At 63.1% G+C, this 14,274-nt stretch carries 12 protein-coding genes; 8 read left to right on the top strand and 4 right to left on the bottom strand.

Annotated features, from left to right (window positions below):
• The first annotated feature begins 40 nt into the window (after positions 1-40).
• Together OWC48_RS27960 and OWC48_RS27955 are read left to right on the top strand one after the other, a co-directional pair.
• On the top strand, positions 41-556 hold the full coding sequence (locus OWC48_RS27960; protein ID WP_282522874.1) for a hypothetical protein: 516 nt from the start codon (positions 41-43) through the stop codon (positions 554-556).
• Between the two features lie 315 nt (positions 557-871).
• Positions 872-4,201, top strand: coding sequence for an adenylate/guanylate cyclase domain-containing protein (locus OWC48_RS27955; protein WP_282522873.1), 3,330 nt, complete (start codon positions 872-874; stop codon positions 4,199-4,201).
• 42 nt (positions 4,202-4,243) lie between these two features.
• Here the strand turns inward: OWC48_RS27955 and OWC48_RS27950 are convergent, their stop codons facing one another.
• Positions 4,244-5,467: a polyhydroxyalkanoate depolymerase gene (locus OWC48_RS27950; RefSeq protein ID WP_282522872.1), complete on the bottom strand. Its 1,224-nt coding sequence runs from the start codon at positions 5,465-5,467 to the stop codon at positions 4,244-4,246.
• A 169-nt stretch (positions 5,468-5,636) separates the two neighbouring features.
• Between OWC48_RS27950 and OWC48_RS27945 the strand changes: the two genes are divergently transcribed.
• Entirely contained in the window at positions 5,637-6,293 is a 657-nt protein-coding gene (locus tag OWC48_RS27945; RefSeq protein WP_282522871.1) for a glutathione S-transferase family protein, read from the top strand.
• Between the two features lie 280 nt (positions 6,294-6,573).
• Here the strand turns inward: OWC48_RS27945 and OWC48_RS27940 are convergent, their stop codons facing one another.
• Complete coding sequence (locus OWC48_RS27940; protein ID WP_014492853.1) at positions 6,574-6,798, bottom strand: hypothetical protein; 225 nt, start codon at positions 6,796-6,798, stop codon at positions 6,574-6,576.
• A 187-nt stretch (positions 6,799-6,985) separates the two neighbouring features.
• Here OWC48_RS27940 and OWC48_RS27935 point away from each other — a divergent pair, with 187 nt between their 5' ends.
• The gene (locus tag OWC48_RS27935) at positions 6,986-7,342 is read left to right on the top strand and encodes a hypothetical protein (protein WP_282522870.1); all 357 of its coding nucleotides are present in this window, start codon (positions 6,986-6,988) and stop codon (positions 7,340-7,342) included.
• A 9-nt stretch (positions 7,343-7,351) separates the two neighbouring features.
• On the opposite strand, the gene OWC48_RS27930 is transcribed toward OWC48_RS27935, so the two are convergent.
• On the bottom strand, positions 7,352-8,455 hold the full coding sequence (locus OWC48_RS27930; RefSeq protein ID WP_282522869.1) for a mandelate racemase/muconate lactonizing enzyme family protein: 1,104 nt from the start codon (positions 8,453-8,455) through the stop codon (positions 7,352-7,354).
• Between the two features lie 170 nt (positions 8,456-8,625).
• On the opposite strand from OWC48_RS27930, the gene OWC48_RS27925 reads away from it, so the two are divergent.
• The 4 genes from OWC48_RS27925 (at position 8,626) to OWC48_RS27910 (ending at position 13,024) form a co-directional block, all read left to right on the top strand.
• Entirely contained in the window at positions 8,626-9,474 is an 849-nt protein-coding gene (locus OWC48_RS27925) for an AraC family transcriptional regulator (RefSeq protein WP_282522868.1), read from the top strand.
• 213 nt (positions 9,475-9,687) lie between these two features.
• Complete coding sequence (locus OWC48_RS27920) at positions 9,688-10,614, top strand: SMP-30/gluconolactonase/LRE family protein (protein WP_282523019.1); 927 nt, start codon at positions 9,688-9,690, stop codon at positions 10,612-10,614.
• 153 nt (positions 10,615-10,767) lie between these two features.
• Positions 10,768-11,361, top strand: coding sequence for a GNAT family N-acetyltransferase (locus OWC48_RS27915; RefSeq protein WP_282522867.1), 594 nt, complete (start codon positions 10,768-10,770; stop codon positions 11,359-11,361).
• A 16-nt stretch (positions 11,362-11,377) separates the two neighbouring features.
• Positions 11,378-13,024 carry a GMC family oxidoreductase gene (locus OWC48_RS27910; RefSeq protein ID WP_282522866.1) on the top strand — a complete coding sequence of 549 codons (1,647 nt, stop codon included), beginning with the start codon at positions 11,378-11,380 and terminating at the stop codon, positions 13,022-13,024.
• 422 nt (positions 13,025-13,446) lie between these two features.
• Here OWC48_RS27910 and OWC48_RS27905 read toward each other — a convergent pair whose 3' ends face one another.
• Complete coding sequence (locus OWC48_RS27905) at positions 13,447-13,917, bottom strand: nuclear transport factor 2 family protein (protein ID WP_282522865.1); 471 nt, start codon at positions 13,915-13,917, stop codon at positions 13,447-13,449.
• Positions 13,918-14,274 lie beyond the last annotated feature (357 nt).

The following is a 14,274-nucleotide window of genomic DNA, read 5'->3' as shown; positions in this document are numbered from 1 at the left end:
GGGGTCGGCCGGTAGGCTGCTACTTACTAAGGAGCCCCCCATGAAGAAAGGCAACGCAGTTTCCAGCGCATTTTCCCTAACGAGGTACGCCGGTAATCTTGGGATCGCCCGTTCCAGTCTTATCAAGTCGGCCCATCTTCTCGAAAGAATTGGGCTCGCAGCCGTTGGGGCCTCTTGCGGCCTCTATGTGGGTGCGACCCTGTTGCGTCAGAAAGGCGGGCTTTTTGAAAGCGGCTGGATCGTGCTGCTAACGATGCTCTACGGAGCTCTCAGCTATTATGTTGGAATTGATTTGTCCCGGTCTGTCGCTCGGAAGTCGATTTCGAGCACCTCGGAAGAATACAACGGCTCTGAGGTTGCTGAGATCATGAGTGCGGCCGGTACGTTCGGCGCGGCGATTGCAGCAACTCTGTCCGTCAGCATCCTTGTCCTTGATCAAAGCCTACCCAATGGGCTGATAGCCTTTCTCGTCGGCTGTTGGGTCGTTGGGTCTTCGCTTCAAGTTGCGGCGGGAACGATGGCGCGCAACTACGAAGTGCCCAAGGACAAGGAATGAAGACAATTGTGCTCACGGAAGACGTCTGCTTGGCATCGTGATGTGGGCACCAGTGCCAGTGCCGACGTCAGGTCTGAAGGCGAGTGGTTGACGGCTCATCGCAACTTCTGTCGTTCAACGCTGCGTGCAGACGATTTTTAGTAGCGCCGCCGTTCGCGTCGAGCAATGTCTTTGCTTGGAAGCGGCATCGGTACTGAGCAACCTAAGTTGTCGCGCAACAAACAAGACGTGCCATCATGGTGACGTTGCGATATTGTCCCCGCACGCCGTGGTCCAAAATTCTGCTAACTGCCAACCACACGATCGGTGGAGCCAATGCAGATTGCGGAATGGCTCGAGAAGCTGGGGCTTGGACAATACGCAGAGCGTTTTGTCCAAAATGGGATCGACATGGGCGTCCTTCCCGAACTGATGGCCGAGGACTTCGACAAGCTCGGAGTCCTGCTTGGCCATCGCCGCAAAATGCTGCGTGCCATTGCCGACCTCGATCCAGCTGCGTTGATCGCATCACCGGCTCCTCCTCACGACGCCGAGCGGCGTCACCTGACCGTTATGTTTTGCGACCTGGTCGGCTCGACTGCGCTCTCGGCGCGTCTCGATCCCGAGGACATGTGGGAAGTGATCCGGGCCTACCGCGCCGCCTGTGCGAGCGTCATTGCTGCTTATGACGGCAGGATCGCCAGGTTCGTCGGTGACGGAATACTGGTCTATTTCGGCTATCCCCGCGCCCACGAGGACGATGCGGAGCGCGCAGTGCGAGCGGGCCTCGACACCATTTCTGCGATTGGGCAACTCAAAACGGGCGCTGACGAACGAGTTGAACTGCGGATCGCAATCGCGACCGGGCTCGTGGTGGTCGGCGACCTCATCAGCGGAGACGCGTCTGAGGAGCACGCAACGGTCGGCGATACACCAAACCTCGCTGCCAGGCTTCAGAGCCTGGCGGAACCGGGAGTGGTCGTCGTCGCCTCGTCGACGCGCCGGCTCCTTGGCGATCTCTTCACTTTTCGCAATCTCGGCCGCCGCGAGGTCAAGGGGATAGCCGAACCCATCGCGGTCTGGGCGGTCGAGGGGGCGGCCGCATCGGAAAGTCGCTTCGAGGCGGTCCGCGCAGCGCGTTCGATCGGCTTTGTCGGTCGCAAGGATGAGATCGAATTCACGCTCTCGCGCCAGCGATTGGCATGGCAGGGGCAGGGCCAGATGGTGTTGATCTCCGGCGAAGCGGGCATCGGCAAGTCGCGCATTGTCGCAACGCTGTCCGAGAACCCCGCGTTAGGGGCGCACCGCCGGGTGCGATATCAGTGTTCGCCCTACCACACCAACAGCGCGCTTCATCCCTTTGTCGCGCAGCTGGAGCGCGCAGCCGGTATCCGCTCGCACGACACGCCGGAGCAAAAGCTCGACAAGCTTAAGACAATGCTGGCGCTTGGAACGCAGCAGGTCGCCCGGGCGACACCGCTCATTGCGGCGCTCCTTTCGATTCCAACCAGCGACCATTATCCGCCGCTCGGTTTGAGCCCGGCGCAGCAGCGGCGACAGACGTTTGCCTCGCTTCTCGATCAGCTCGAGGGGTTGGCGCGAGAGCAACCCCTGCTGATCATCTGCGAGGATATGCATTGGGCCGATGCCACGACACTTGAACTGTTCGATCTCGGGGTCGACCGGATCAGGGGGTTGCCAATACTCATGCTCATGACATCCCGGCCGGAGTTCGAGCCCTCCTGGTCGGGCCTTGGCAACGTCAGTCTGCTGCGGCTCGACCGGCTCGACCGGCAGGACACGCGTGCGCTGGTCGAGCAGGTGACCGTTGGCCGCCAGCTGCCGCGCGAGATGATGGAGCAGATCATCGACAAGACGGACGGCATCCCGCTATTCGTCGAGGAACTGACCAAGATGGTGCTGGAGTCCGGACTGCTCACCGAAGATTCCGGACGTTATCGCCTCGATAGTCCGCTTCCGCCGCTCGCTATTCCCGCGACGCTGCAGGATTCGCTGATGGCGCGGCTCGACCGGCTGGCTCCCGTCAAGGAGGTGGCGCAGATAGGCGCCGCCATCGGCCGCGACTTTTCATACGCGCTGCTAAGATATGTGACAGGACGCGATGATCTGACGCTGAGCGCTGCGCTGACGCAACTCGAAGAGGCGGAACTGCTGGTGCGTCGCGGGACGCCGCCCGACGCAAACTATAGCTTCAGGCACGCTCTCGTTCAGGAAGCGGCCTATGAAGGCCTGCTCAAGAGCAAACGGCAGGTGCTTCACAAGCGCATCGGCGATGTCTTGCGTGAGAAGTTTCCGGCCGTCGCCGAGACTGAGCCGGAAGTTCTGGCGCATCACTTCACCGAGGCGGGGCTGAGCGAGGTCGCCCTCGAATGGTGGCGCAAGGCGGGCCAGCAGGCGCTGAAGCGCTCGGCCTATTCCGAGGCGATTGCGCATCTCGGCAAGGCGATTGCGTCCGCCGATGAGGTGCCAGATGATCCCCGCCGGATGATGAGCAGGCTGCATCTTCAAATCGCATACGGCCGTGCGTTGCGAGGCAGCCTCGGCCACAGCGCTCCCGAAACGGTTGCCGCATGGACGCGTGCCCGGCAGTTCGCTGCCGACATCAATGATCCCGTTGAACTCGCGCCGGTCCATTCGGGTCTCTTCAATGCTTGCCTGACACACGGCGAACTCGCTCCGATGCGGGAGCTGGCGGATGCCATCAGGAGCGCCGCTGACCGACGACCGGACTCACCGGTGGCCGCCGTCGTTGCACATTGGACGGGCGGGGTTACCTGCTGGTTCGGCGGTGACTACTTGAACGCGAGCATGCGTCTCGAGCAGGCACTCGAGATCTATGCTGCCGAGCCGGATCCCGCGACGTTCAGGGCTTCGGCACTGGATCTCCCGTTCGTTATCATGAGGTTTCTTGCCCTGGTGCTTTGGCCGCTTGGCAAGATCGCGCGGGCACGCCGCCTCGCCGCCGAAGCGGTGAGTGCTTCGGGAGAAAAACGGGCGCTGTCCCAGGCCAACGCGCTGGTTCATCGCGCTGTGTTCGACGGACTATGCGGAGGCATGTTGCAGCAGACAGAGACGATCCTGGCGCTCGGTCTCGCGCGCGACCACACGATGCCGTTGTATGTGGCCGCCGGCACCTACCTGGATGGCCTCGCCAAGTGGCGTGCCGGCGACCGAATGACCGGACTGACGGAAATGCGTCGCGGCTGGACCTTGCTGCACGAGAATGACTGCTATCTCTGTGAGCCGTTTTGGGGGATGCAGGTCGCCGTGGCGAACGCTGCGTCGGGCCAACTCGAAACCGGGCTGGAAATCTTGAGCGAATTGATCGCATGGACCGGGCAATCCGGCCAGCATTGGCTTGATGCCGAGCTGCATCGCGCCCGCGGCGAACTTTTGTCGCGTCTTGATCCTTCGGACGAAGCCAGTGCCGAAGCTTCCCTCAACCGAGCGCTTGAGATCGCACGACACCAGCAGACGAAGACTTTCGAGCTGCGCAGCGCCCTTGGGCTTGCACGCCTGCACAAAAGAAATGGCCGAGCAGGCGGGGTATCCGAAGTGCTCGCTCCCGTGCTGGCCGAATTCGATGTGGAGCGAAATCTTTCTGAAGTCGTGGAAGCGAAAGAGCTGCTCGAGCAAGTGCATTAGGCACGTGCCGTTTTTCCCCGGTCTGGGGGCAGGCAATGACAGTCAGGAATTCACGTGCACGAAATCCCGCAGCAGCGGATAGATTTCGTTGTTCCACCGCTTGCCCGAGAACACGCCGTAATGGCCGACGCCGGCCTGCATGTGGTGAACGCGGCGATAGGCGCGCACACCGGTGCAGAGGTCTTGCGCGGCGAGCGTCTGGCCGATCGAGCAGATGTCGTCCTTCTCGCCTTCGACCGTCATCAGTCCCATGCGGCTGACGGCCTTGGTGTTCACGGGACGGCCACGGTGCATCAACTTGCCTTGCGGCAACAGGTGCTCCTGGAACACGTCACGCACCGTCTCGATGTAGAACTCGGCCGGCAGGTCCATCACGGCGAAATATTCGTCGTAGAAGGTCTTGATGCTCGCGGCCTTCTCCTTCTCGCCCTTGGCGATATGGTTGGCGAGATCCATGTGCTGCTTGATGTGGCGCTCGAGATTCATCGAGACGAACGCCGTGAGCTGCACGAAGCCGGGATAGACCTTGCGGAGCGCGCCGCGGCATTGCACCGGCACGTAGTTGATCAGGTTCTGCTCGAACCAGTCGATCGGCCTGCTCTTGGCGAACTCGTTGACCCTGGTCGGCTGGATGCGCGTGTCGATCGGGCCTGCCATCAGCGTCAGCGTCGCAGGCCGCGAGGGGTGGTTGCCCTCGCACATGACCGCGGCGGCCGCGAGTGCCGAGACCGAGGGCTGGCAGATCGCGACCATATGCGGACGCGGGCCCATTTGGCCGAGGAAGTCGATGAGATGATCGGTGTAATCGTCGAGCCCGAAGCGGCCTTCGCGGCGTGGAATGTCGCGCGGATTGTGCCAGTCGGTGATGTAGACGTCGTGATCCTGCAGTAGCGTTTTCACGGTGCCGCGCAGCAGCGTGGCGAAATGGCCCGACATCGGCGCCACCAGCAGCATGCGCGGCTGCTCCGGCACGCCGTCCTTCCTGAAGTGCAGCAGCGAGCCGAACGGCGTCGCGTAGGCGACCTCCTCGGTGACGCCGACCTCACGGTTGCCCACCATCACGCTGTCGATGCCGTAGGCCGGACGGTGATAGGTGAGGGTGGAGCGGGAGATCAGCTCCAGCGCGGCGGAGAGCCGGCCGACGACCTGATCCGATAGGCCCTGCGGCACCAGATTGAGGAATCTGAGCGCGGACGAAGCTCCCGCCCGCCACGGCGCGGTGAGGTCCATATGGTTCTGAAAGGCCTGATAATACATCGACATCATACTGAAACGCCCACCTTCCCGTGCTGTCATGCAATATCGAAGCCAAACGGGAGCCCTACCGCCCTCAAAACTGGCACATCGCTTGCTCCTCCTTTTGCGGGAAGCACAGGTCATGAGCACTCCCGCGGGCCGGGCGGCGTGCAAGTCACAGGCGTAGGGAAGAGGCCATATGGCGAAGGCGACACTGACCATCAGCAGCAAGAACTATTCGTCCTGGTCGCTGCGCGGCTGGCTGCTGACGAAATTTTCCGGGCTCGATTTCGAGGAGATCGTCACCGCGCCGGACGACGCGTCGGCGCGCGCGGAAATCCTGCTGCTGTCGTCGTCGATCCTGGTGCCGTGCCTGCGCCACGAGGGCGCCGTGGTCTGGGATACGCTGGCGATCGCCGAATATCTCAACGAGGCGATGCCGGAAGCCGGTCTGTTGCCTGATGACCGCGTCCAGCGGGCGCATTGCCGCTCGATCTGCGGCGAAATCCATTCCGGCTTCACAACGTTGCGCGCTTCGCTGCCGGTCAATCTGAAGGGGCACTTCCCCGGCTTCAAGATCTGGTCGCGCGCCCAGGCCGATATCGACCGCGTCTGTTCCATCTGGCGCGACTGCCTGGAGAAATCAGGCGGACCCTTCCTGTTCGGCGCGAGGCGCACCATGGCGGATGCGATGTACGCCCCCGTGGTGACGCGCTTCGTGACCTATGACGTCAAGCTCGAGCCGCTGCTGAAGGCCTATGCCGATACCATCATGGCCATGCCCGAGATGGAGGAATGGATCGGGGCGGCCAGGGACGAGCCGGCCGAGATCGAGGAGCTCGAGGTCGAATATTAGGCAGGCTCGGCGCCCGCCTGCCTGTTTTGGGAGCGAGGCCCAGGCTGCTGCACCCGGCAGCCATGTCTTTGAAGCCGTTAACTTTTAGCACCCGTGGCCGGCTCGGGCCGTGCCACATGCTGCGCAGATATTGTATACGCGTGCGGGCTGGTTGCGACATCTAGCCGTGAACAGCCGCGTACACGGCGTTTCGGCTGATTCGGACGCGATTCGTTCGGGCCGCGTTCCGTTCGTTAAGGCAGAGCGCGGCCCCGTTGCATTTTGAGACAGACGCCGCTCGTCAGGCGAAGCCCGAGTGCTTGACGCGCGGCACGCGCCAGCCGATGACGGTGGCTTCCACCGGGACGCCTGCCGCATCGTTCTGCCATCGTCCCTCGACATAGCGGCAGGCGAACGGCAGCTGATACGTTCCGCTATGGTCCTCACAGAGCACTTCGACCGGCAGGCCAGGGGGCGGTTCTCCGGCGCCATCGAATTCCGCTAGACGTCTATCGCGCGTTGCCATTCCAAAAATCTCCCCTAATCAAAGTCGCGGAAAGAGCGCCCACTTCTTCTTCCGCGCACGGTTCACCGCTCCCCGTCCAAGGGAACAAGCCAAGCTCAACGCGAGAATGCGGTACGAGTGTGGTAGCCTCCGGCGTCGGCGCGCAAAAAGCGCACATTGCCGTGATTGATTTGGACGAGGAACCTGCATGCTGCTTCGAAGTGCCGGCGTCTGTTTCGCGATGTTGTTGCTCGCCACGCTGGCGATTGCGCCGGTCCGCGCGCAGGACGTGCCCGGCATCGAGATCTGCACCGTCGAGAAGACCATGGAGCGGCGCACGAGCTGCCTCCAGAGCAACGTCGACTTCCTGCAGAAGACGATCACCAAGCTGACGCTCGATCATCAGCAGAAGCTCGATGCCGCCAACCGCCAGATCGATGCGTTGAAGACGGTTGTGGCCGGCCTGCAGAAGACGCTGGGCGATCTTCAGGCTGCGCAGGTGAAGATCGCGGAAGACTTGAAGAAGAAGCAGGACGCGCCGCCACCAAAGGACGCGGCGAAATAGGCGTCGCGATCACGCCACGCGGTAGCGCTCCATCACGCCGCGATCGGGCTCATAGCCGAGCCCGGGTCCCGAGGGCACCGCGACGTGGCCGGTGGCATCGACATCGGCGCGGCCGCCCCACAGACACGCTTCGCGTTTCAGATAGAACATCTCGACCAACCCGTCGTCGCGCGTCGCCAGCAGGTGCAATGTCGCCAGCAGGCCCGGACCGAAATACGGGGAGTGCGGAACGATCTGGACGCCGAGCTGATCGGCGAGTGCGGCGACCTTCAGAAATTCCGTGATGCCGCCGACCTTGGTCACCGACGGCTGGGCATGGCTCACCGCGCCTGCATTCATCATCTGGCGGAATTGATACTCCGTGCAGGCGTTCTCACCGGCGGCGACGCCGAGCCTGCCCTCGCGGCGGACGTCGGCGAGTGCGGCAAAATCCTCCGGCGGCCAGACCGGCTCTTCCAGAAACATCGGCTGCGCGTCCTCGCACGCCTTCGCGAATGCGATCGCCTGCTCGCCTGTGAGCGGGCAGTTCATGTCGACCATCAGCGGGATGCCGGGCCCGATCGCCTCGCGCGCGGCAAACACCGCCGGTGTCGTGGTCTCGTGCAGCTTGATGGCGCCATAGCCGAGCGCGAGCGCCTTCTTGCATTCGCCGGTAATGTTCTCAGGCGAGCCAATCCGCAGCAGGCTCGCATAGGCGGGGATGGACGAGCGCCTGGTCTCGCCGATCAGGCGATGCAGCGGCGCGCCCTCGATCTTCGCGGCCAGGTCCCAAAGCGCGATGTCGAGCGCTGATATCGCGAACATGGTGATGCCGTAGCGGCCGAACAGATGCAAATTGCGCTGGATCTGTTCCATCGCCGCGGGAATGCCGGCGGCATCGGGAACCTTCAGCCCGCGGGCCTGCGGCGCGATCATCTCCTCGACGGCGCTTCGCGTGGTGCGCGGGGAGACATAGGCAAAGGCATCGCCCCAGCCGGTCAGTCCGGCATCGGTCGTGACCTCGACCAGCACCATGTCGAGCGCGGAGATTGCGGACGCGCCCTGGCGAAAGCTCGCGACACCGGCGTCATAGGGGATGCGGATATGGTGCGCCCGCACATCGGTGATTTCCATGACGCGGTTCCTCTTTCTGGTGAGCGGTTGCAACGAGTGTAGCTGCGAATGCCGGGGCGTTGCCAGTGGCTATTCCAGGACTATTCTCATGCGAGGACAGCAATGCCGATCAAGCGAGGCGGTGGCCGGAAGCGCATCATCGCCAGGCTTCGAACGAGGGCCTTTGACGTATGAACCCAGCCCAGCGCGCGCTCTGGTATATCGAGAGCCATCTGGCCGAGCCGATGACGCTCGACGAGATTGCGGCGATATCTGGCGTGTCGCGGTTCCACATCGTGCGGGCGTTTGCCGCAGCCACCGGGCTTCCGGTGATGCGCTTCGTGCGCGCGCGGCGGTTGACGGAAGCGGCGCGCAGTCTTGCGAACGGCGCGCCGGACATCCTGTCGCTGGCGCTGGAGGCGGATTACGGCTCGCACGAAGCGTTCACCCGCGCGTTCCGCGACCAGTTTGGCACCACACCCGAAGCGGTGCGGGCGGCAACGTGCCTCGACAAACTCAAGCTTCAGGAGCCGATCCTCATGGATTCCACCATGCTCGACCATCTGGTCCCGCCGCGTTTCGAAGCCGCGAAGGCCTTCCTCGTCGCCGGCCCCGCCGAGCGCATCTCCTGCGACAACGGCGCCGCCATTCCGGGACTGTGGCACCGCTTCCATCAGGAAGTCGCCGACCTTCCCGCGCGCGTCGGCGAGGGAAAATCTCAAGTCGCCTATGGCGTCTGCTGCAACGGCGATGATTCCGGCAATTTCGACTACATCGCCGGCGTCGAGGTCGCCGATTTCTCCGACCTGCCGCGCCGCTTCGGTCGCATCCGCATTCCCGAGCAGCGCTACGCGGTGTTCACCCACACCGAGCACGTCGCCTCGATCCGCCGCACCGTCAACACGATCTGGAATCAGTGGCTGCCGGCGTCCGGCCTGAAGGCTGCGGATGCGCCGAACTTCGAGCGCTATGACGAGAAATTCGATCCCGCGACCGGCAATGGCGGCTTCGAGATTTGGATACCAGTGCGGGAAGCATGATCCGGACCCGAAGGGCCGCGTTCGCGCAAAGTGCGCACCCAAAGCGCGATATGTCATCGCGCTTTGGGTTGCAACGCTGGCATACCATCCCGCTTGCTTGGCAAGCCCCGGCGACTTTGTCATAACCGCAGGCAAATCTTGCGTGTGGGGCCCGTGCCGGACATCCCGTGCAAGCCATAACAAGCAGCCGGGAGGGTCCCCATGTCCGATGTTATGTCCAACGTTCGCGTTCTCGCCACCGACCTCGAATTTCCCGAGGGCCCAGTGGTGATGCCGGACGGCTCGGTCGTGCTGGTGGAGATTCGCGGCCAGCGCCTGACCCGAATCTATCCCGACGGCCGCAAGGAGGTCGTCGCCAAGGTGCCGGGCGGCCCGAATGGCGCAGCGCTCGGCCCCGACGGCAAGATCTACATCTGCAACAATGGCGGCTTCTCCTGGATTCCGACCGGCAAGATGATCATGCCCGGCCCGCAGCCGGACGGCTATCTCGGCGGCTCGATCCAGCGCGTCGATCTGCAATCGGGCAAGGTCGAGACCGTCGTGACCAAATGCGGCGAGCACGATCTGCGCGGGCCGAACGACCTCGTCTTCGACAAGCACGGCGGCCTCTGGTTCTCCGATCTCGGCAAGCGCCGCGCCCGCGAGATGGATGTCGGCGGCATGTATTATCTCAAGCCCGGCATGACCGAGATCGTCGAGGTCGTGCATGGCGTGCTGCCGGCCAACGGCATCGGCCTCTCGCCGGACGAGAACACCGTCTATATCGCGGAGACGCCGACCGGGCGGCTCTGGGCCTATGAGCTCTCCGCGCCCGGCACACTCAAGCCGGCTGACGTGATCTACCGCGGCGAGCGCGGCAAGCCGATCTGCGGCCTCGGCGGCTACCAGATGTTCGACTCGCTCGCGGTGGAGGCGAACGGCAATGTCTGCGTCGCCACCCTCGTATCCGGCTGCATCTCGGTGATCGCGCCTGACGGTACCCTGGTCGAGCAGATCCCGACCGGCGATCGCGTCACCACCAACATCGCCTTCGGCGGCCCCGAGCTTAAGACCGCCTACATCACGCTGTCGGGCAAAGGCGAGCTCATCGCCATGGACTGGCCGCGCGGTGGTTTGCCGCTCAATTTCCTAAACAAGTGAACGATGCTAGTTACCGTCATTGCGAGCGAAGCGAAGCAATCCAGGAATGCGTCCGCGGTGACAGTCTGGATTGCTTCGTCGAGGAGCCTGTCATCCGGCCCGCCGAAGGCGGGACCGGGTGGCTCCTCGCAATGACAAAGGAGAGAGTCCCAAATGCCCTGGCCTGATCCCGTCACCCTGCGTGGACAGCACGCCCGTCTCGAGCCGCTCTCGCATCAGCACCGCGAGGGGCTGACGGAGGCCGTCAAGGACGGCGAGCTGTCAAAACTCTGGTACACGGCGATCCCGCTGCCGGAGAACATGGGCAAGGAGATCGACCGCCGGCTGGCCTTGCAGACTGCGGGCTCGATGCTGCCGTTCACCGTATTCGATGCCGGCGGCAACATCGTGGGCATGACGACCTACATGAACATCGACGCCACGAATCGCCGCGTCGAGATCGGTTCGACCTGGTACGGCAAGGGCGCGCAGCGCGGGCCGCTCAACACGCAGTGCAAGCTGTTGCTGCTCCGGCACGCCTTCGAGGCGCTGAACTGCATCGCGGTCGAGTTCCGCACGCATTTCTTCAACCATCAGAGCCGCCGCGCCATCGAGCGCCTCGGGGCCAAGCAGGACGGCATTCTGCGCAGCCACCAGGTCACACCGAACGGCACGCTGCGCGACACCGTGGTTTACAGCATCACCGCCGCCGAATGGCCGACGGTGCAGACGCATCTCGAATTTCAGCTCAACGACAAGCCGCGCTAGGAGCGGCCGAGGCACCATGGATAGATTTGATTATGTGATCGTCGGCGCGGGATCGGCGGGTTGTGTGCTCACCAGCCGGCTCAGCGAAGATCCGAACGTCAGCGTCTGCGTGCTCGAGGCCGGGCCGAGCGACTGGCATCCCTACATCCATCTGCCGGCGGGCTTCATCAAGACCTTCCACATGAAGAGCATCAACTGGGCCTACCAGCAGGAGCCGGGGCCCTACACCGGCGGGCGCAGCATCTATGCGCCGCGCGGCAAGACGCTCGGCGGCTCGTCCTCGATCAACGGCCACATCTACAATCGCGGCCAGCGGATGGATTTCGACACCTGGGCGCAGATGGGCAATCGCGGCTGGGGCTATGCCGACGTGCTGCCTTACTTCAAGCGGCTGGAAAAGCGGGTCGGCGAGGGCGAGGACACCTATCGCGGCCGCGACGGCAACCTCACCGTCACCACCATGGACTGGCGCGATCCGCTCTGCGAAGCCTTCATGGAAGGCGCGGTCTCGCTCGGCATTCCCCGCAACCCCGATTACAACGGCGCTAAGCAGGAAGGCGTCTCCTACTGCCAGCGCACCATCGACAAGGGCCTGCGCGTCTCCGGCTCGACCGCGTTCCTCAAGCCCGCGATGAAGCGGCCGAACGTCCATGTGCACACCCACGCGCACGCGACCGAGATCATTTTTGAAGGCAAGCGCGCCGTCGGTGTGCGCTACACCAAGGGCGGACGCGGTGGCGCGCCGGTGGAAGTGCGCGCCAACAAGGAAGTGATCCTCTCCGGCGGCACCTATAATTCGCCGCAGCTGCTCCAGCTCTCCGGGGTAGGCTCACCCGATCTGCTCGGCGCCCACGGCATCGCGGTGCGTCACGCGCTGCCGGTCGGCGAAGGCCTTCAGGACCACTACGCCCCGCGTACGGTCGCGCGCGTAAAAGACATCAAGACCATCAACGAGCTGCGCCGCGGCTTCTCGCTGTGGATCGAGGCGCTGAAATGGGCGACCGCGCGCCGCGGCCTGCTCTCGCTGTCGCCGACCATGGTCTATTGCTTCTGGCATTCCGGCGAGAGCGCCGATAGCTCGGATTTGCAGCTCACCTTCACGCCGGCGTCCTACAAGGAAGGCGTGCAGGGCCAGCTCGAGGACGAGCCCGGCATGACGGTGGCCTCCTGGCAGCAGCGCCCCGAGAGCCGCGGCTATGTCCGCATCCGCTCGGCTGATCCGTTCGCCCCGCCGATCATCCAGACCAATTATCTCGACGCCGAGCTCGATCGCCGCGTCATCGTCGGAGGCATGAAGCTCGCGCGCAATTTGCTGAAGAGCGCGCCGCTGTCGCCCTACTACGCCTACGAGGATTTCCCGGGTCCGAACATCAACACCGACGACGAATTCCTCGCCGCCGCCACCGAGCGCGGCACCACCACCTTCCACCCCGGCTGCACCTGCCGCATGGGACCTGCGGACAGCACGTGGGCGGTGGTCGACGACCAGCTCCGCGTCCATGGGTTGGAGGGCCTCCGCGTTATCGACGCCTCCGTGATGCCGCGCATGATCTCGGCGAACCTCAACGCGTCAACCATGATGATCGCCGACCGCGCCTCGGACCTCATCCGCGGCAAGCAGCCGATGGAAGCCGCGCGCGTGCCGGACGCCGCAGTGGCGTGAGGTGCTTGAGCCCTGGCGTCCAAGTCATCGATGAACGGGAGCGCCTTCTTCTGGAAGAGGAGTTAAGGAAGGAGATTGGCGACCGGCACCCGCTTGTCGGTTTGGAGATCAAGGTGCTTGGTAGGCGAGATGAACCGTGACGACGTCCTTGCCTCGCTGGAAGATGGAAGAGTGGCCGAAGTTCACTTGACGTGGTCCGGCGGGAAGGAGGCTCATCCAAGCTGGCCCAGAACCGCCATTTTTGAATCGATGGACAAGTGGCGGACAGGGGCTGATCCGACGTAGCCCCATGGAGCGAAGCGCAATCCGGGCCACAGACGTGACTCGTCAGGCAAAACACCCCGCCACCCGTCGTGCAACAAGATCAAACGCCCACCCTCAAAAGAGGATGGGCGCGCGGTGACTTATGACTTGATGACGTCCTACTTCTTCTCGGCGCTGGCTTCCTTAGCTGGGGGCGGCTTCATGCCGACGGTCAACTGGCGGATTTTTAAAGCGCCGCCTTCACGGATGTTGATGGAACCCCAGAACACCGTGACCTTAGTGGCGTCACCGCTCTTAGGATCCTTGCCGAAGATGTCCGTCTCGCCGTTGGCAACGACCAGATCGTTGTTGATGACCGACATGTTGCCGACTCTGATCTCAATATGATCGGTGCCGTTCTTGAAGTTGTTTTCGTATACGGTCTTGAGATCGGAAAACACACCGCCCGGGTTGATCTGGACCCCGTCCTTTGTATAGAGCGCAGCGACACAGGCCGCGTCTTTCTTGGCGACGCAGTCGGTGTAGGCGACGGCTATTTTTTCAGCCTCCTGCTTGACCTCATCGGCCAGTGCCGGTGCAGAGATGAAAGCGGAAGAACACAATGCCAAGAGCAATGAACGTCGCTTCATAACAACTTCCCCTCTGGTTGTGATGCACAATTGCATCGCGACGTCCTCCAACGTAGGACGCTGCGTTGCATTTGTTCCGAGGGGCGTCTTCTTCGTCAGGCTGAAACACTACCGGTTTGCGAGTATACACCATTTTGCACGGCTTGACGCGCCAACCTTGACCATCGACGACGGGGCGCGGGCATTCCTCGAGAATGCAGTGAATGCGGGTACTGTTTTGGGAAAGACAGGCACATTGACGCATGCCACAGATGAAAGTGTCTTGCTCGACGCGCGCGGTGGCCTACTTGTTCGTCATCCGGCGGAGCTTCCAATCGACATCCCTGGCGTTCTCTCCCGCAACGGCCTGCTTCACCA

It is taken from the genome of Bradyrhizobium sp. Arg816, from assembly GCF_029989365.1.
GTDB lineage: Bacteria > Pseudomonadota > Alphaproteobacteria > Rhizobiales > Xanthobacteraceae > Bradyrhizobium.
Note: the sequence above shows the minus strand (reverse complement) of the source record. Positions and strands in the feature narration are given on the sequence as shown.